Below are 17,098 nucleotides of genomic sequence, written 5' to 3' on the forward strand. Positions count from 1 at the left end.
ACGGAACCAAGGTTGGGTGCCAACAGGCACTGGCAATGTGCAAAACGCTAAACTGTACCCATGATTTTAGCCAGTGCGTCTCCTCTCAGTTTGACTTTGACCACCGGTGCCGCCTTGGCCTACGCGGTGTCGGCCGTTGGCGCCTCGCGTCTGGGGGCACGGACCGTGCGGGTGGCGGTACGGCTGGCCTGGCTGTTGCACGGCGTCGTGCTGGCGTGGAACTTGTTTGGTGCCGAGCCCCGTTTTGGTTTCGCGCCCGCTTTGTCCGTCACCACCTGGCTGGTCGCCGCCGTGTATGCCATTGAAAGCCATGTGTACCCGCTCCTGCAGACCCGCTGGACGCTGTCTGCACTGGGCGCCGTCGCCGTACTCCTGGCGGCGTTGTTTCCGGGCGCGCCCCTGCACGCGAACGCCTCACCCTGGCTGCCGCTGCATTGGGCGTTGGGGATTGCGTCCTACGGCCTGTTCGGCGTCGCCGTGGTGCACGCCTGGTTCATGACGCGGACCGAAGCGCGCATCCGCCATGCCGCCGATCCGCACAGTGGCATGCCGCTGCTGACCATGGAGCGTCTGACCTTCCGGTTTGTGGGCGCCGGCTTCATTCTCCTGTCTGCCACCCTGCTGGTGGGCATCTTGTTTGAAAAGCAGCTCTATGGCTCGGCCGCCCCCCTGAAATGGGACCACAAGACGGCATTTTCTATCCTGTCATGGCTGGCGTTTGCCATCCTGCTGGTCGGTCGCGCCCGTTTTGGATGGCGCGGCAAACGCGCGGTACGGGTCTTGTACATCGGCTCGGGGCTGCTGCTGCTGGCTTATGTCGGCTCGCGCTTCGTGATGGAGATTATTTTGGGGCGCTCGGTATGAAGTTCCTTCTCATCCTGGTGGTGGTGCTGGTGGGCGTCTGGCTTTGGCGTACCAGCCGACCGTCAAGCCCGAAACCGGACCGGCAGCAACCCCAGGCCGCCCCGCAGCCGCTGGAGATGGTCAGTTGCGCGTTCTGCTCAGTCCATATTCCCTCTGTGGACGCCATTCAGGGCAAACAAGGCGTGTACTGCAGCGCAGAGCATCTTCATCGCGCGGAGCGTTGAATGCGCCTGCAGTCAGACGCGCAATCCTGGTTTGGTCCTTCCTTGCTTGACCCCGGCCTTGAGCTGGTAGACAACCCCCAGGAGTTTGAGCGTTTGTGGCGCGGCTTCATGACCGCGCGCGCCACGCTCGGGCTGGTGCTGCTCTTGCTACAGGTCACCATCTACGCCCTGGGTGCGTCCAAAGACACAACCTTGATCCTGATCTGTACGGTCTACTTTTCTGCCGCACTGGCTGTGCGCCTGATGGCCAGTCCGCGCCCACTGGGCAAGACCTTTGATGCCCAATGGACCGCCACCCTCGGTGTGGACATCCTGGTCTTCGCGGCCCTGCAAGTGGCCCAGGGCAGCAGCATCAACTACGCGCCTTTGTTCGCCCTGCCCATTTTGATGGTGTCTGTGCTGGGCTCCCTGCTGCTGGCCCTGGGGGCTGCGGCCGTCGTGACTCTCTTGATGTTTGTCTACGCCACCTGGACCTCCCTTCAGGTTCCAGGGGACGCGGCTTCCCATTTTTTTCAGGCCGCCCTGACCGGTGCCGGCTGTTTCGTCATTTCATTTCTGGCCAACCAGATCGCAAGCCGCCTGGCCAATGTAGAGCTGCGGGCGCAGCGCAGCCAGCTGGCCGCGCGGGTACAACGACAGGTCAACGAACTCGTCATTGAGTCCTTGCCTGACGGGATTCTGGTGGTCGACCAAAGCGGCACCGTGCGCGCGGCCAATCCGGCGGCGCGCCAGCTGCTGGGCGCCGAACGCGCTCTGCGAGCCAGCCCATTTGAGCTCGCTTCCCTGACCGGATGGCAAGGTCTGGTTGATCTGATGAACCGCAGTTTTTCCGAGCACGGCGCCCAACAGGCGGATATCACCATTCACCATGCCGGGCGGGGCCCCAGCCGCGTTCGGGTGCGCACCCAACTGACGGCCACGCAAGGCGGCCATGGCGAGAGCCTGTGTGTCATGTTTATCCAGGATCAGCGCGAAATGGAGGCGCGGATGCGGACCGAGAAACTGGCCAGCATGGGCCGCATGTCCGCCGCCGTCGCCCACGAAATTCGCAACCCCCTGGCGGCCATCGCGCAGGCCAATGCCCTGCTCGACGAGGACCTCTCCGAGCCGCGCCACAAGCAACTCACCCAGATGGTGCAGCAAAATGCCAAACGCCTGGAGAAAATCGTGGAAGAAGTTCTCGATATCTCCCGCGTGCAGCATCGCGACGACGGCCTTGCAGCCCCGGCGCTGGTCTTGAATGGGGCCGTGACCAGAATTTGCCACGACTGGCAAGTCCAGACTGCAAGCGAACACCGGCTGCGCGTCAACCTGGCGCCCGGCCCGATCGAGGTGAGATTTGAGTCGGAGCATCTTCGCCGGATCCTGGTCAACCTGCTCGACAATGCCCGTCGCTACGCCAGTCAGCAACTGGACGCTATCCAGGTGTCGGCTGGCAAGTCGACGATGGGGCATGTTTTTTTGAGCGTCTGGAGTGACGGCCAACCCATGGATCAATCGGTTGAGCGCCATTTGTTCGAACCCTTTTTTTCTTCCGAGAGCCGCTCCAGCGGCTTGGGCCTCTATATCTGCCGGGAGCTCTGCGAGGGACACGGCGCGTCCATTGCCTACTTCCGGACAATGAAAAACGTCAAAGGAAAAGCCGTCGAAGGCAACGAATTCATCGTGACTTTCCGGCCGACTCCATCACAGAACGGCGTTAGCATGGCCAGCAATAACACATCGGTAACACCATGGCTTCAAACACACCGCTGAGCAGTGCCCAGATCCTGGTGGTCGACGACGAGCCCGATCTGAGGACGCTGTACGAGTTGACACTGCTGCGCGCGGGCTACCGGGTGGAAACCGCCGAAAGCCTGGCAGAGGCGTTCCAGCATTTGAGCGAAGGCCAGTTTGATGTGGTCATCACCGACATGCGTCTGCCCGATGGCTTGGGCATGGCGCTGATCCGGCACATCAAGGCGCAACAACGCAGGGAACGCTGCGTGGTCATCACGGCCCATGGTTCGGCAGAAAATGCGGTGGAGTCACTCAAGGCCGGCGCCTTCGACTATCTGACCAAACCGGTTGATCTCAAGCAGTTTCGTGCCGTGATTGCCTCAGCCGTGCAAGACTCCCCTCCTCCCGCTGTTGCCAGGTCAGAGCCCGCCGTTTCGCGGCGAAGCGGTACGGGCGATACCGTCGTCACCGTGCCCACCCATGGCGACGCAGCGCTGCGGCGGCTGGTGGGCGAGTCGAGCAGCATGCGCGGGGTCAAGGAACGCATCGTCAAAGTGGCCCGCAGCATGGCCCCGGTTCTGGTGACGGGGGAGTCCGGCACCGGCAAGGAGCTGGTAGCCAGCGCCATTCACGCCAACAGTCACCGCACGGGCGGTGCCTGGGTGGCCGTCAACTGCAGTGCCATTCCCGAGAACCTTCTGGAAGCCGAATTCTTTGGGGCCAAAAAAGGGTCTTATACGGGCTCTACCCACGACCGCGAGGGCTTCTTTCAGGCCGCCAGCGGCGGCACCTTGTTTCTGGATGAGATCGGTGACTTGCCCCTCGCCATGCAATCCAAGCTGCTGCGCGCCATTCAGGAGCGCTGTATCCGCCCGATCGGCTCGACGCAGGAAGAGTCGGTCGACGTCCGGATCATCAGTGCGACGCACAAGGATCTCGCGGCCGAAGTACAGGCGGGACGCTTTCGGCAAGACTTGTATTACCGTTTGAATGTGATTGAAGTTGTGATTCCGCCCCTGCGAGAGCGCCGGGAAGATCTGGCCCCGCTGTGCAAGGCCCTGTTGCGCCGCATCGCCAATGAAGCGGGGGTCCCGACGCCAACACTGTCGTCCGCCATGCTGGATCAACTCTTCTGTGACCCGCTGCTGGGCAACGTGCGCGAATTGGAGAATCTGCTGCATCGTGCGGTGACATTGAGCGATGAAGACAACCTGCAGATTGAACCCTCGGTGCGTCAACCACTCAGCCCGGAACCGGCTGCCCTCAGCTTGAGCCCGACGCCGACAGAGGCGGATCAGTCCCCCATACCCAGTGATCTGCAGAGTCATCTCGACAGCCAGGAGCGCGACATACTGATCCAAGCCTTGCGTGAAACCGGATTCAATCGCACCGCCGCCGCCGCCCGACTCGGTTTGAGCCTGCGTCAAATACGTTATCGCATCGCACGGCTCAATATTGACACCCCGCATAACAGTGAATCTGCCGATGAAGCCATCTGAGCCAACCAATCCAACAGCGCTTTGGGTCGACGGTTGGTACCAGTTCTCCGGGCGGCTTGCGTCACCCAATTGCGGTCCTCGCCCGGCAGGAACCAAAGTAGATCTGATCGTGCTGCATTCCATCAGTCTCCCGCCGGGTCAATACGGTGGTGATGAGGTGCAGCGTCTGTTTACCAATCAGCTCGACTGGAACCAGCACCCCTACTTCAAAAGCATCCAGGGGATGGAAGTGTCGTCCCACTTTTACATCCGGCGCCAAGGCGAACTCCAGCAGTTCGTCAGCGCCAATGACCGTGCCTGGCACGCCGGCGTCTCCAGTTACCTCGGGCGCAGCAACTGCAACGACCACTCCATCGGCATCGAACTCGAAGGGCTGGAAGGCGATCTCTTTGAAGACCGTCAGTATGAAACGCTGGCGGGCCTGTGCGCAGCCATCCTGCAGGACTATCCCATCGCGCACATTGCCGGCCATGAACACATCGCCGCGGGACGAAAAGCCGACCCCGGAAAGGGGTTCAACTGGCGACTTTTGCAGCACTCCCTAGGATTGGCGCCTCAGTATTTTCCCGCTGGTCTTTTGTAAAAAAATGTTTGCCAAAATTATTTGGCCGTAAAAAACCCGACCGCGTAGAGGAAGGTTTTCGACGGCACAAAAAGGCAAACCGCAAGCTGCATGCGGCACTGAAGGCGATAAGCCTTGGCAAGGCTCTAATTTGCTTGACGCGGCAAAAAAATCGCTGGTTTTGCAACGTGTTCCAAGAGATCCGCCGGCACGCCCATCAGAGGCGTGACTGTCGAAAGAATACAAAGCACATCGTTCTAAATTTACAAGATTCGACAAAATAGCCTCGCCTGCCAAAGTACACTACCGGTAGTGCTTGAAATCAATCAAGACCCCATATATAGTGTGTCCTACTGAAAAGACAGACCCTCCGTTCGCGGACGCGGTGCTGCTCACAGAGACCTCCAATCAAATAAAACCAGCTACTGACGAGGAAATATATGCTGCCTGCTTTGAATACCCCCCCCGACATCCAGACCGGTACTCTTACCCAACACGGTGCCGATGGCGCCAACACGGCAACAAGCGGTGCTTTGAGCCACTACCAGATTCTTCGCCGCAACGGCGCCGTGGTTCCTTTTGAACCCAACAAGATCGCCGTCGCCATGATGAAGGCCTTTTTGGCGGTGCATGGTACGCAAGGCGCCGCGTCGGCCAGCGTTCGCGAAACCGTCGACGGACTCACGCAAGCCGTGATTCGCGCCCTGATGCGCTCCCGTCCCGGTGGCGGCACCTTTCACATTGAAGACGTGCAGGACCAGGTTGAACTCGGACTGATGCGCAGCGGCTATCACGAAGTGGCACGCGCCTATGTGCTCTACCGGGAAAAGCGCACTCAGGAACGCGCCCAAAAATTGACCCAAGAAACGCCCGCCACGCCTGTGCTGCATGCGCTGGACCACGGCCAGCGCATCGTCCTGGATCTGGAACGCCTGAAGAACCTGATCCGCTCAGCCTGTGCCGGACTAGGGGCAGACGTCCAGCCAGAGCCCATCATGGCCGAGACCATGCGCAACTTGTACGATGGCGTGCCCATGGACGAGGTGTACAAGGCTTCCGTACTGGCAGCGCGCACGCTGATCGAAAAAGATCCCGATTACACCTACGCCACGGCACGCCTTCTGTTTCACACCATTGCCAAGGAGGCCCTGGGCCGGGACGTGGTGCAGGCCGACATGGCACAGGCCTACGTCGACTATTTCCCTCAATTCATCCAGAAAGGGGTCGACAACGAGTTGCTTGACGCCAGACTGCTGACGTTTGACTTGCCGCGCCTGGGCGCCGCGCTCAAGGCCGACCGGGATTTGAAGTTCGATTATCTGGGTCTGCAAACCCTGTATGACCGCTACTTTCTCCACGTTGGCAAAACACGCATAGAGTTGCCGCAGGCCTTCTTCATGCGTGTGGCCATGGGCCTGTCGCTCAATGAGTCAGACCGCGAGACGCGCGCCATCGAGTTTTACGAGGTCCTCTCTTCGTTCGACTTCATGTCCAGTACCCCCACATTGTTCAACAGCGGAACCCTGCGCTCACAACTCTCCAGCTGTTATCTGACCACCGTGCCAGACCATCTGGAAGGCATTTACGATTCCATCAAAGAGAATGCCCTGCTGTCCAAGTTTGCCGGCGGCCTGGGCAACGACTGGACGCGTGTACGCGCCTTGGGCGCCCACATCAAGGGCACCAACGGCGAATCGCAAGGCGTTGTTCCGTTCCTGAAAGTCGTGAATGACACGGCCGTGGCGGTCAATCAGGGCGGCAAGCGCAAGGGCGCCGTGTGCACCTATCTGGAAACCTGGCATCTCGACATTGAAGAGTTTCTGGAGTTGCGCAAGAACACCGGTGACGATCGCCGCCGTACCCATGACATGAACACGGCCAACTGGATCCCCGACCTGTTCATGCGTCGCGTGATGGAAAAGGGCCAGTGGACCCTGTTCTCGCCCAACAATGTGCCGGACCTGCACGACAAGTTCGGTGCTGACTTCGAAAAAGCCTATGTCGCTTACGAAGCAAAAGCAGCGTCTGGTGAACTCAAGCCCGCCCGCACCTTGCAGGCCGCCGACCTGTGGCGAAAAATGCTCACCATGCTATTTGAAACCGGCCATCCCTGGATCACGTTCAAGGACGCGTGCAACATCCGCTCGCCGCAGCAGCATGTCGGCGTGGTTCACTCCAGCAACCTATGCACGGAAATCACGCTCAACACCAGCGACACTGAAACAGCGGTGTGCAACCTCGGCTCGGTCAACCTGCTGCAGCACCTGAAAGATGGCCCCGCAGGATCAGCCGGCGGCGCCAAAGTGCTTGATCACGCCAAGCTGCAAAAGACCATCACGACCGCGATGCGCATGCTCGACAACGTCATCGACATCAACTATTACGCCGTGGAGAAGGCGCGCGACTCCAATATGCGTCACCGTCCGGTGGGTCTGGGGATGATGGCATTCCAGGACAGCTTGTATGAGCTGCGCATCCCCTACGCCAGCCATGCCGCCGTCGAGTTCGCCGACAAGTCGATGGAAGCCATTTGCTACTACGCCTATTGGGCCTCCACCGAGCTGGCACGCGAACGTGGTCAGTACTCCAGTTACAAGGGTTCGCTCTGGGACCAAGGCATTCTGCCTATCGATACCCTGGACATGCTGGCGCGCGAGCGCGGCGGGTATGTGGAAGTGGATCGCTCAGCCACGCTGGATTGGGATGCCCTGCGCAAGAAGATTGGCCGGGACGGCATGCGCAATTCCAATTGCACCGCTATCGCACCAACCGCCACCATCTCTAACATCATTGGTGTGGACGCCTCCATTGAGCCTTGCTTTGGTAATCTGTCGGTCAAGTCCAACCTCTCGGGCGAATTCACCATCATCAATGGCTACCTGGTGCAGGATCTCAAGCGACTGGGGCTTTGGGATGATGTCATGGTGATGGACCTCAAACATTTTGATGGTTCCTTGAGTCCGATCGACCGGGTGCCGGCTGACATCAAGGCCTTGTACGCCACGGCATTCGAGGTCGAAACGCAATGGTTGGTGGAAGCCGCGGCACGTCGCCAGAAGTGGATTGATCAGGCCCAATCCCTCAATATTTACATGGCAGGCGCCTCCGGCAAGAAGCTGGATGAAACCTACAAGCTCGCCTGGATTCGCGGCTTGAAAACGACCTACTATTTACGGACCATGTCAGCCACGCATGCCGAGAAATCAACCGTGACTGCGGGTCGAATGAATGCGGTGTCCTCCGGCGGTGAATCGCACGGCAACTCTGTCGGCATGAGCGCGCTGGACGCCGCTGCCGCCGCGGCCAAAATGCAGATGGCATCGGGACCGGCAACAGACATCAAGTTTTGCGGTGTCGATGACCCCACCTGTGAGTCTTGCCAATAAGGTCTGAACCTCTGTTGTGTGCCTTGCCTACGATGTTGCAACACAACACACATTGAAACTATATGACAGCGATATGAATGAACACTTTTCATTTCATATCGCTGCTCTCATAATCTGCTGATTGGAAATATTTATGTTGACCTGGGACGAAGAAGTTAAGCCCACTCCGCCATTGCCTCAAGCACGCGGCTCATCGAGCAGCCGCTCGATAGAGCCGTCTGTGTCATCTGTCGCAGGCCATACGCTTCATGACGGCGCCCCTGTTCCCGCTTCGTCCGCGACAACGCACGACATTGGCGCAGAAGTGACTGCCAGCCCGCGTCGCGTCAATGCCGCTGACAAACGAATCATCAATGGCAAGACCGACGTCAATCAGCTGGTCCCCTTCAAGTACAAGTGGGCCTGGGAAAAGTATCTCTCCAGCTGCGCCAACCACTGGATGCCACAAGAAGTCAACATGACGCGCGACATTGCTTTGTGGAAAGACCCGAATGGGCTGACCGAAGACGAGCGCCGCATCATCAAACGCAATCTGGGCTTTTTCGTCACCGCAGATTCGCTGGCGGCCAACAACATTGTCCTGGGCACCTACCGCCACATCACAGCGCCGGAATGCCGCCAGTTTTTGTTGCGTCAAGCCTTTGAAGAAGCCATCCATACCCATGCCTACCAGTACATCGTGGAGTCATTGGGCCTGGATGAGAGCGAGATCTTCAATGCCTACAACGAAATCAAATCCATTCGCGACAAAGACGAGTTCCTGATTCCCTACATTCAGGCGATCATGAATCCGGAATTCAAAACCGGAACACCGGAGACCGACCAGACCCTGCTGAAGTCGCTGATCGTGTTTGCCTGCCTGATGGAAGGCCTGTTTTTCTACGTCGGCTTTACCCAAATCCTGGCCCTCGGTCGTCAAAACAAGATGACCGGCGCCGCCGAGCAATACCAGTACATCCTGCGCGATGAATCGATGCACTGCAACTTTGGCATTGACCTGATCAACCAACTCAAACTCGAAAATCCGCATCTGTGGACAGCCGAGTTCAAGGCCGAGATCAAGGCCCTGTTCGAGGAAGCGGTGGAGCTCGAATACAAGTACGCCGAGGACACCATGCCACGCGGTGTGCTGGGCATGAATGCGTCCATGTTCAAAGGTTATTTGCGCTATATCGCCAACCGGCGTGCGACCCAGATCGGGCTTGAGGCCCTTTACCCCAATGAAGAAAACCCGTTCCCGTGGATGAGCGAAATGATTGACCTGAAGAAAGAGCGCAACTTCTTCGAGACCCGCGTCATTGAATACCAATCCGGCGGGGCGCTGTCCTGGGATTGACTTTAATAAATGAAAACAAGAATTTCACACGCAGTTGATCGCCCCAAAGAGGGCCAAAGCTGTTTGTGCACCCGAGTTCATGGTGCTGGGAACAAACCCAACACCATGAATCGCTTCATGCACTCCAACTCGCATGAAGTGCTCTTTGTAAATTGATCAAGGAGAAAATAATGGCAACTGCAAAAAAACCGGTCGCAAAAAAGGCCGTTCCCGCAAAGAAGGCTGCGCCAGCGAAAAAAGCTGCGCCAGCAACGAAAGTAGCAGCCAAGAAGGCTGCACCAGCGAAAAAAGCTGTGCCGGCAAAGAAAGTAGCAGCCAAGAAAGCTGCACCAGCGAAAAAGGCTGCACCGGCAAAGAAAGTGGCCGCCAAGAAGGCTGCACCAGCGAAAAAAGCTGTGCCGGCAAAGAAAGTAGCAGCCAAGAAAGCTGCACCAGCGAAAAAGGCTGCACCGGCAAAGAAAGTGGCCGCCAAGAAAGCTGCGCCAGCGAAAAAAGCTGCACCGGCAAAGAAAGTAGCCGCCAAGAAAGCCGTACCGGCTAAAAAGGTTGCCATCAAAAAGGCTCCTGCCCAAAAAGCTGCCGTGGCAAAGAAACCAGCAGCCAAGAAGCCCGCTGCCAAGAAAGCCGCGAAAGCACCCGCCGTCAAGGCGACCCTGACTACATCTGCTGCTCAGACTACGCTGAACCCGCAGGCAGCCTGGCCGTTCCCGACGGCCAGCAAGCCCTGAACCATCGCTACGGCTTTGCGTCAAGCCCGATGTCGAAAGACATCGGGCTTTTTCTTGCCCTGTCTAAATGCCGGCAGCCTTGGGGTCAACCGCGCAGTAGTTCCGGGTTTTATCGCTCAAGGATAAAAAGCCAACAATCGGTAGCCGGCAATCCGCTCGGCCGCACCTGGGGCCTTGGCAGCCATGGCCAGTGAAGCCGGCCACTCGGAGCCAGCAGCCAGTGTGTTCCGGTTGCCACCCATTTCAGCAGGAAAAAATACACGCCGCACAACCGGCTGATCAAGTGAGTCCGTCAAAGTCAACTCGATGGCGGGCATGGCCAATGCGGTGTCAGTTGTATTCTTCATCGTGAAGTTCAGCCGGTAGGAACCCCCTCGAATTTTGGTAAACGAGGAGCTGTCAATGACGATGGAGTCAATGCGTCGAAGCGGTGACAGCGTGCAGTTCAGGGCGGCACAAAATGTCAGCATCCAGGGCTTGAGGCCGGGTTTCGACGCCACTATCCTGTCACGCTCATGAAACATGATTTGCCCAGACAGCCCAAGCAGCAGCGCAAAACTCAGCAAAATCAAAGCCGACCGGATGAGCGGCTTGCGCCAAAAAGAACTGTTTCTCTGGCCACGCAGGAAAGACACATCGCTGAATTCGGCACTGTGGGTGGGCTCAAGGGCATCGAGATCATCCGGGTCATCGACGTCAACTTGAGCTACATGGCCCGGCAACACGGTGTCCAACTGGGCAGAATGCGAATCGTCGGCTTGCGCATCCAGCACATCCGGTGGTGTGGAGGCGACTTCGCCAAGCTGCGAGAACTCATCCGGGATCGGCTCCGGCGACGCCTGCTCTGCTTCCTCATCTGACACCTCAGGCAGAAGCACCTCGGGCTCCGGCTCCAGTGGCAACTCATCGGGACTGGCCTCCAAGCCTGAATCCAGGACTATGACAAGGGGCTGAGGGGGATCATCAGCCCCGTCTGCTGCCTCGAACTTGGCGGCCACGTCCTCCTGCAGGACTACCGGCCGCTCATCCAGGGACGCGGCCTGCAATAGATGAAGTGAGGCATCAAAAATCTCTTCACATTGTCCGCATCGAACCCACCCGTCGGAAATCCGAAGCTGATCAGGTACCACCTTGAACAGGGTCTCGCAGGCCGGGCAACGTGTGATCAGGCTCATTGACAGCAAATAGTAGGGCCGTACCCGGGAAGACTCAGCGTGTCGCGGTCATCAGTATCCAGCCATCTTCCTGGTCAGAAACCTTCAGCTGGCAATAGGGCGCGTAGGCCGCTTTGAGCTCATCCGCCTGGCGCTCCAGAATGCCAGCCAACACCAGCGCTCCGCCTGGCGCGACACGAGACCACAACAGAGGCGCCAGCACCTTCAGGGGCGTTGCCAGAATGTTGGCCAGCACGGTTTGATAGGCCCCTGTCACGACGTCGGGCAGACCTGCGTTGAGTTTGACCTCATTGGCTTGCGCATTCAGCAAAGTCGATTCAACCGCGGCATTGTCGATGTCAACCGCATCAATGTCGGTTGCACCATGCTTGGCCGCACCAATGGCTAGAATTCCGGAGCCGCAGCCGTAATCCAGTACCCGGCCCAGCTCGTTTTTCGCCCGAGATTCGTCCGGTCGACCCTGTTGCGCAATCCAGCGCAAACACATTCGGGTGGTGGGGTGGGTCCCGGTACCAAACGCCAAGCCCGGGTCGAGCCGAATAATGATGCGGGCTTGAGCCGGCGGCTCGTGCCAGGTCGGCACAATCCAAAACTCAGGCGTAATGTCCACCGGCGCAAATTGGGACTGGGTTAATCGCACCCAGTCCTGCTCAGGTACATCCTGCAGGCCCAACAATTGGCAATCGGCGAAAAAATCCTGTGCCTGCAACAGCGATAGGGCATCTTTTGCCAAGACCTCAGTCGCATAGAGTGCCGTAACCCGCGAGCGCTGCCAGCCGCCTTTGGGAGGAGGCATGCCGGGCTCGCCAAACAAGGCCTGTTCGGCATCGGTCTGGGCATCGGCGTCCTCAACGCTGACGCTCAGGGCATCCAGGGCATCGAGTGCATCACTCAAGGTCTCGACCCGGCTTTCCGGGCACATCAGGCTCAATTCAAACATGCGATCCTAAAAAGTTGAGGACAGAGCTGGTTCGGTTCGCATAACTGCGATCTGTCCCGCAAGGTTTCGGTTTAGCGCTTGTGCTGGCCAAGCCACTCTTCAAGATAATGGATATTGGTGCCACCCGACATGAACTTCGCATCTACCATCAACTCCCGATGCAAGGCGATATTGGTGTTAATGCCTTCCACGACGGTTTCACCCAGCGCCGTGCGCATGCGGGCCAGGGCCTGCTCGCGCGTGTCGCCATGCACAATGATCTTGCCAATCATGGAATCGTAATTCGGCGGGACGAAGTAATTGGTATAGACGTGAGAGTCCACCCTTACGCCAGGTCCGCCCGGAGCATGCCACATGGTGATGCGACCCGGTGAAGGAATGAATTTGTAGGGGTCTTCGGCGTTCACCCGGCACTCGATGGCGTGACCACGAATTTCAATCTGGCGTTGCGTGAAGGGCAGCTTTTCGCCCGCCGCCACCATGATCTGGGTCTTCACAATGTCAACCCCAGTGACCATCTCCGTCACGGGATGCTCCACCTGCACGCGTGTATTCATCTCGATGAAGTAAAACTCGCCGTCCTCGAACAAGAACTCAAAGGTTCCGGCACCGCGGTAGCCAATCTTCTTGCACGCCGCCACGCATCGCTCACCCACGCGCTCAATCAGCTTGCGTGGAATACCCGGCGCAGGGGCTTCTTCAAGGATTTTCTGATGACGTCGCTGCATGGAGCAATCGCGTTCACCCAAATAGACCGCGTTCTTGTACTTGTCGGCCAGGATCTGAATCTCGATATGCCGTGGATTCTGGAGAAATTTCTCCATATACACCGCCGGGTTGCCGAACGCGGCGCCAGCTTCGGCTTTGGTCATGGCCACGGCATTGATCAGTGCGGCCTCGGTGTGCACCACGCGCATACCGCGTCCGCCACCACCGCCCGCGGCCTTGATGATGACCGGGTAGCCCACCACTTTGGCAATGCGGCGAATTTGCACGGGGTCATCAGGCAGCTCACCTTCAGAACCGGGCACGCAGGGGACACCCGCCTTGATCATCGCCTGCTTGGCGGACACCTTGTCGCCCATGATGCGAATCGACTCGGGTGTGGGGCCAATGAACTGGAAGCCGCTCTTCTCTACCCGCTCGGCAAAGTCGGCGTTCTCACTCAAGAAACCGTAGCCGGGATGTATCGCCTCGGCATCCGTCACTTCCGCAGCCGAAATGATGGCGGGCATATTCAGATAGCTCAGGCCCGACTGAGCCGGGCCAATACACACGGCCTCCTCGGCCAGCTTGACATATTTGGCCTCGCGATCAGCCTCGGAATAGACCATGACGGCCTTGATACCGAGTTCGCGACAAGCTCGTTGAATTCTGAGGGCGATTTCGCCCCGATTGGCAACCAGGATTTTCTTGAACATGGGAATTTACATTACTCGATCACGAACAGAGGCTGCCCGTATTCAACGGCTTGACCGTTCTCACAGAGAATCTGTGTCACGGTTCCCGATTGATCGGCTTCGATTTCATTGAGAATCTTCATGGCCTCAATGATGCACACCGTCTCGCCCGCCTTGATGGAATCCCCGACTTCCACAAATACCTTCGCCCCGGGAGAGGCCGAGCGATAGAAAGTGCCGACCATCGGCGACTTGACCGTATGGCCCGTGGTGGCAACTGGCACTGGCGCAGCAACGGCTGCCGCACCTTGAAGCGGCGCTGCAGCCGGTGCGGCCATGGCAGTCGGCGCGGCGTATTGCTGAACCATCGCAACGCCACCTTTGACAATGCGAACCTTGCCCTCTGCTTCTGTGATTTCCAGCTCCGAGACATTTGATTCCGACACGAGGTCAATCAGCGTCTTCAGTTTTCTAAGGTCCATGAGGTCTCCAACGAATTTCAAGTAATGACTGGTGAATTTACCGTAAATTCCACCAAATACAGTCATCTTCTTTTATTTTACAGAATATCTGCATCCACTCCAAGGAATGCCGTGGCACGCAAGCCTGCTGCAGATACCTTTTCGGCACGCACCTGCAACAGATTGAGCCTATTTGAGGGCTATCCAAGCGTGTAAGTCAGCAGGTGTAACTTTGCCTATTTTACGATGCGCGACTTGCCCCTCTGATCCCAGCACAACGGTGAATGGCAAGCCGCCACTCAGATTCCCAAGGGACTTGCTGATTTCTATTCCGGGCATGCCCGCCAGAGCGACCGGAAAACTCACCGGGGCCTTCGAAAGAAAGCGCTTGACGGGTTCCAGCTGATCAACGGCCAAGCCCAGAACTTGCCACCCGTTGACTGAATTTTCGCTATGAAACCCACTTAATAAGGGGAGTTCTTCCACGCAAGGCGGGCACCAGCTCGCCCAGAAGTTCAACAGAACAGGTTTGCCACGCAGCGAGGCCATGCGAAGTGCGCCACCGTCGGGCGTTGCAAACTCCAGTTGCCAGAGCGCGGCCTCGGCGGTCGATGTCATGGTTTGCGGTCGGTATCTTTGCCAGGCCAAACCGGCGCCCCCCAGAGCGGCGGCACCCGCCACGGCAGCCATCAGCCAGCGCCGGCGGTCTCGCGCGATAGTTTCCGGAAGTTCAGGTGAAGGAGTCAGATCAGTCATGTTGGGCGATCATGCAACAAACGTCGAACCGCCGCCAAATCTCCGCGCGGCGTGCGCCCTTTGGCGTCAGGCCGCAGCGCACCGCGCACGTCATCATGGTCGTAGATTAACAAATGCACTCCCACCTCTTCATTCAATTCCGGGCAAAACGCGTGCACGCTCAGGGCCTCAACCGATTCGCCATTGAACCCCGTGACCGTGCGCGGCACGTAATCCACTTGATGATCAATCAGCGCTATCTCAGCCGATTTGCAGTCATCACAAAACAACTGAATATAGATGTCCGACAAGCGCGTCGCCGTACCGTGCCACACGGCCCCGCCCAAGTAAGGTCGGAACCCCGCCATGCGCTCCATCCAGACCAAGGCCAGGTGGCGTAAAGCCAGCAATTCACCCGGTTGCGACTCGGTACAGAAAACTGAGATGTACGCCATCACCGCGTCTTCTACCTCATCATTGCCAGGCAAGGCGGTGCGCCCCGGCAAACCCAATTGCTTGAGCGCGCGGCGCTTGGCCGGGCCGTATTCAAGTCCATCCTCCACGACCATGCGCGCGGCGACGGTAGAAATTTCTGATCTCAGGGTATCCATAAGCCTGCCATTTTGCCCGCGTTTCTGTCTCAAATGCCGCCGCCTAAAATCCAGCCATGCATATTCATATTCTTGGTATTTGTGGCACCTTCATGGGCGGCTTGGCCGCACTGGCACGCGAAGCCGGCCACAAGGTCACCGGTTGCGATGCCGGCGTCTATCCCCCCATGAGCGACCAGTTACGCGCCCTCGGCATTGAGCTGATGGAGGGCTTTGGCGCTGACCAGTTGACACTCCAGCCCGACATGTTCGTCGTGGGCAACGTGGTCAGCAGGGCCCACCTGGCCGATGGCACGCCGAAATTTCCCTTGATGGAAGCCATTCTGGACGCCGGCTTGCCTTACACCAGCGGCCCGCAATGGCTGGCAGAACATGTGTTGCAAGGCCGCCATGTCATCGCCATCGCGGGCACCCACGGCAAGACGACGACCACCGCCATGACCGCGTGGATACTGGACTACGCCGGGCTACAACCCGGTTTTCTGGTGGGTGGCGTGCCCATGAATTTTGAGGTGTCGGCGCGATTGGGAAAAGGAAAAACCTTCGTCATCGAAGCCGACGAATATGACACGGCTTTTTTCGACAAACGCAGCAAGTTTGTGCACTACCGCCCGCGCACCGCCGTGCTCAACAACCTCGAATTCGACCACGCCGACATCTTTGATGATCTGGCGGCCATCGAGCGCCAGTTTCATCATCTGGTGCGCACCGTGCCGGGCACAGGGCCGCATGGCACGGGCCGGGTGGTGGTGAACGGCCTGGAAGAAAGTCTCGCCCGCGTCCTGCATGCGGGCTGCTGGAGCGAGGTGCGCAGCTTTGGCGCGGCCGTGAGCGACTTCATGGCCGCGGGCGAGCCGCACGAATTTGACGTGCTGTACCAGGGCAAAACGGTGGGCCATGTGAAGTGGGCACTGACCGGGGTGCACAACCAGCTCAACGCATTGGCGGCCATCGCCGCCGCTGAACACGTTGGCGTGGCACCCGAGCTCGCCGCCACTGCCTTGGCCAGCTTTGAGAACGTGAAACGGCGCATGGAAGTGCGCGGCACCGTGACACGGCCGGGCGGCAGCATCACGGTGTACGACGACTTTGCCCATCACCCCACGGCCATCCGCACCACCGTGGATGGGCTCAAGCGCCGCCTCAAACCGGCTGAGCGCATCCTGGCGGTGTTCGAGCCGCGCTCCAACACCATGAAACTCGGCGCCATGAAAGCGCAACTGCCCTGGAGCCTGGAGCAAACCGACCTGGCCTTTTGCCACAGCGGCGGTCTGGGCTGGGACGCGCGCGAGGCGCTGGCCCCGATGGGCGAGCGGGCGCGGGTGGCCGATAGCATTGACGACTTGGTGACACTGGTGGTCGCCAGCGCCCGCCCCGGCGACCACATTGTCTGCATGAGCAATGGCGGCTTTGGCGGCATCCACCTGAAGTTGCTACAGGCGCTACAAAATAAATAGC

The 17,098-nt window shown here is 58.7% G+C and carries 15 protein-coding genes; 9 read left to right on the plus strand and 6 right to left on the minus strand.

What is annotated here, in order from left to right; genetic code table 11:
• Positions 1–60: 60 nt before the first annotated feature.
• The 8 genes from C5P05_RS12015 to C5P05_RS12050 all read left to right on the plus strand — a co-directional run bounded on the left by C5P05_RS12015 (position 61) and on the right by C5P05_RS12050 (position 10,318).
• Positions 61–864, plus strand: a complete 804-nt coding sequence (locus C5P05_RS12015) for a cytochrome C assembly family protein (protein ID WP_114970069.1) — start codon at positions 61–63, stop codon at positions 862–864.
• The gene (locus C5P05_RS12020) at positions 861–1,088 is read left to right on the plus strand and encodes a PP0621 family protein (protein WP_114970070.1); all 228 of its coding nucleotides are present in this window, start codon (positions 861–863) and stop codon (positions 1,086–1,088) included. The genes C5P05_RS12015 and C5P05_RS12020 overlap by 4 nt, the downstream gene beginning before the upstream one ends.
• Positions 1,089–2,843 carry a two-component system sensor histidine kinase NtrB gene (locus tag C5P05_RS12025; protein ID WP_114970071.1) on the plus strand — a complete coding sequence of 585 codons (1,755 nt, stop codon included), beginning with the start codon at positions 1,089–1,091 and terminating at the stop codon, positions 2,841–2,843. It begins immediately after the preceding gene.
• On the plus strand, positions 2,822–4,306 hold the full coding sequence (locus C5P05_RS12030; protein WP_114970072.1) for a sigma-54-dependent transcriptional regulator: 1,485 nt from the start codon (positions 2,822–2,824) through the stop codon (positions 4,304–4,306). Before C5P05_RS12025 ends, C5P05_RS12030 begins: the two co-directional genes overlap by 22 nt.
• The gene (ampD, locus tag C5P05_RS12035; RefSeq protein WP_114970073.1) at positions 4,293–4,889 is read left to right on the plus strand and encodes a 1,6-anhydro-N-acetylmuramyl-L-alanine amidase AmpD; all 597 of its coding nucleotides are present in this window, start codon (positions 4,293–4,295) and stop codon (positions 4,887–4,889) included. The genes C5P05_RS12030 and ampD overlap by 14 nt, the downstream gene beginning before the upstream one ends.
• A gap of 419 nt (positions 4,890–5,308) precedes the next feature.
• Positions 5,309–8,254 carry a ribonucleoside-diphosphate reductase subunit alpha gene (locus C5P05_RS12040; protein WP_232834455.1) on the plus strand — a complete coding sequence of 982 codons (2,946 nt, stop codon included), beginning with the start codon at positions 5,309–5,311 and terminating at the stop codon, positions 8,252–8,254.
• A gap of 133 nt (positions 8,255–8,387) precedes the next feature.
• Positions 8,388–9,590: a ribonucleotide-diphosphate reductase subunit beta gene (locus C5P05_RS12045; RefSeq protein ID WP_114970074.1), complete on the plus strand. Its 1,203-nt coding sequence runs from the start codon at positions 8,388–8,390 to the stop codon at positions 9,588–9,590.
• A gap of 170 nt (positions 9,591–9,760) precedes the next feature.
• Positions 9,761–10,318: a histone H1-like DNA-binding protein gene (locus tag C5P05_RS12050; protein ID WP_114970075.1), complete on the plus strand. Its 558-nt coding sequence runs from the start codon at positions 9,761–9,763 to the stop codon at positions 10,316–10,318.
• A gap of 116 nt (positions 10,319–10,434) precedes the next feature.
• Here the strand turns inward: C5P05_RS12050 and C5P05_RS12055 are convergent, their stop codons facing one another.
• The 6 genes from C5P05_RS12055 to C5P05_RS12080 form a co-directional block, all read right to left on the minus strand.
• Complete coding sequence (locus C5P05_RS12055; RefSeq protein WP_114970076.1) at positions 10,435–11,493, minus strand: zinc-ribbon and DUF3426 domain-containing protein; 1,059 nt, start codon at positions 11,491–11,493, stop codon at positions 10,435–10,437.
• Positions 11,494–11,527: 34 nt separating this feature from the next.
• Positions 11,528–12,433, minus strand: a complete 906-nt coding sequence (gene prmA / locus C5P05_RS12060) for a 50S ribosomal protein L11 methyltransferase (protein WP_114970077.1) — start codon at positions 12,431–12,433, stop codon at positions 11,528–11,530.
• A 71-nt stretch (positions 12,434–12,504) separates the two neighbouring features.
• Positions 12,505–13,854 carry an acetyl-CoA carboxylase biotin carboxylase subunit gene (gene accC, locus C5P05_RS12065; RefSeq protein WP_114970078.1) on the minus strand — a complete coding sequence of 450 codons (1,350 nt, stop codon included), beginning with the start codon at positions 13,852–13,854 and terminating at the stop codon, positions 12,505–12,507.
• A gap of 11 nt (positions 13,855–13,865) precedes the next feature.
• On the minus strand, positions 13,866–14,315 hold the full coding sequence (accB, locus tag C5P05_RS12070) for an acetyl-CoA carboxylase biotin carboxyl carrier protein (RefSeq protein ID WP_114970079.1): 450 nt from the start codon (positions 14,313–14,315) through the stop codon (positions 13,866–13,868).
• Positions 14,316–14,483: 168 nt separating this feature from the next.
• Positions 14,484–14,912 carry a TlpA disulfide reductase family protein gene (locus C5P05_RS12075; RefSeq protein ID WP_332871348.1) on the minus strand — a complete coding sequence of 143 codons (429 nt, stop codon included), beginning with the start codon at positions 14,910–14,912 and terminating at the stop codon, positions 14,484–14,486.
• 134 nt (positions 14,913–15,046) lie between these two features.
• Positions 15,047–15,640: a hypothetical protein gene (locus tag C5P05_RS12080; protein ID WP_114970081.1), complete on the minus strand. Its 594-nt coding sequence runs from the start codon at positions 15,638–15,640 to the stop codon at positions 15,047–15,049.
• Positions 15,641–15,696: 56 nt separating this feature from the next.
• Between C5P05_RS12080 and mpl the strand changes: the two genes are divergently transcribed.
• On the plus strand, positions 15,697–17,097 hold the full coding sequence (mpl, locus tag C5P05_RS12085) for a UDP-N-acetylmuramate:L-alanyl-gamma-D-glutamyl-meso-diaminopimelate ligase (protein WP_114970082.1): 1,401 nt from the start codon (positions 15,697–15,699) through the stop codon (positions 17,095–17,097).
• Position 17,098: the final 1 nt, after the last annotated feature.

It is taken from the genome of Rhodoferax ferrireducens, assembly GCF_003347515.1.
Classification (GTDB): Bacteria; Pseudomonadota; Gammaproteobacteria; order Burkholderiales; family Burkholderiaceae_C; genus Rhodoferax.

What these genes read in the sequence shown, in the direction of transcription:
- C5P05_RS12075 (WP_332871348.1), bottom strand. Translation starts at nt 14,912, where the DNA reads ATGACATCGACCGCCGAGGCCGCGCTCTGGCAACTGGAGTTTGCAACG.
- C5P05_RS12020 (WP_114970070.1), top strand. Translation starts at nt 861, where the DNA reads ATGAAGTTCCTTCTCATCCTGGTGGTGGTGCTGGTGGGCGTCTGGCTT.
- C5P05_RS12055 (WP_114970076.1), bottom strand. Translation starts at nt 11,493, where the DNA reads ATGAGCCTGATCACACGTTGCCCGGCCTGCGAGACCCTGTTCAAGGTG.
- C5P05_RS12080 (WP_114970081.1), bottom strand. Translation starts at nt 15,640, where the DNA reads ATGGATACCCTGAGATCAGAAATTTCTACCGTCGCCGCGCGCATGGTC.
- C5P05_RS12050 (WP_114970075.1), top strand. Translation starts at nt 9,761, where the DNA reads ATGGCAACTGCAAAAAAACCGGTCGCAAAAAAGGCCGTTCCCGCAAAG.
- C5P05_RS12045 (WP_114970074.1), top strand. Translation starts at nt 8,388, where the DNA reads ATGTTGACCTGGGACGAAGAAGTTAAGCCCACTCCGCCATTGCCTCAA.
- C5P05_RS12025 (WP_114970071.1), top strand. Translation starts at nt 1,089, where the DNA reads ATGCGCCTGCAGTCAGACGCGCAATCCTGGTTTGGTCCTTCCTTGCTT.
- mpl (WP_114970082.1), top strand. Translation starts at nt 15,697, where the DNA reads ATGCATATTCATATTCTTGGTATTTGTGGCACCTTCATGGGCGGCTTG.
- C5P05_RS12030 (WP_114970072.1), top strand. Translation starts at nt 2,822, where the DNA reads ATGGCTTCAAACACACCGCTGAGCAGTGCCCAGATCCTGGTGGTCGAC.
- ampD (WP_114970073.1), top strand. Translation starts at nt 4,293, where the DNA reads ATGAAGCCATCTGAGCCAACCAATCCAACAGCGCTTTGGGTCGACGGT.
- accC (WP_114970078.1), bottom strand. Translation starts at nt 13,854, where the DNA reads ATGTTCAAGAAAATCCTGGTTGCCAATCGGGGCGAAATCGCCCTCAGA.
- C5P05_RS12015 (WP_114970069.1), top strand. Translation starts at nt 61, where the DNA reads ATGATTTTAGCCAGTGCGTCTCCTCTCAGTTTGACTTTGACCACCGGT.
- accB (WP_114970079.1), bottom strand. Translation starts at nt 14,315, where the DNA reads ATGGACCTTAGAAAACTGAAGACGCTGATTGACCTCGTGTCGGAATCA.
- prmA (WP_114970077.1), bottom strand. Translation starts at nt 12,433, where the DNA reads ATGTTTGAATTGAGCCTGATGTGCCCGGAAAGCCGGGTCGAGACCTTG.
- C5P05_RS12040 (WP_232834455.1), top strand. Translation starts at nt 5,309, where the DNA reads ATGCTGCCTGCTTTGAATACCCCCCCCGACATCCAGACCGGTACTCTT.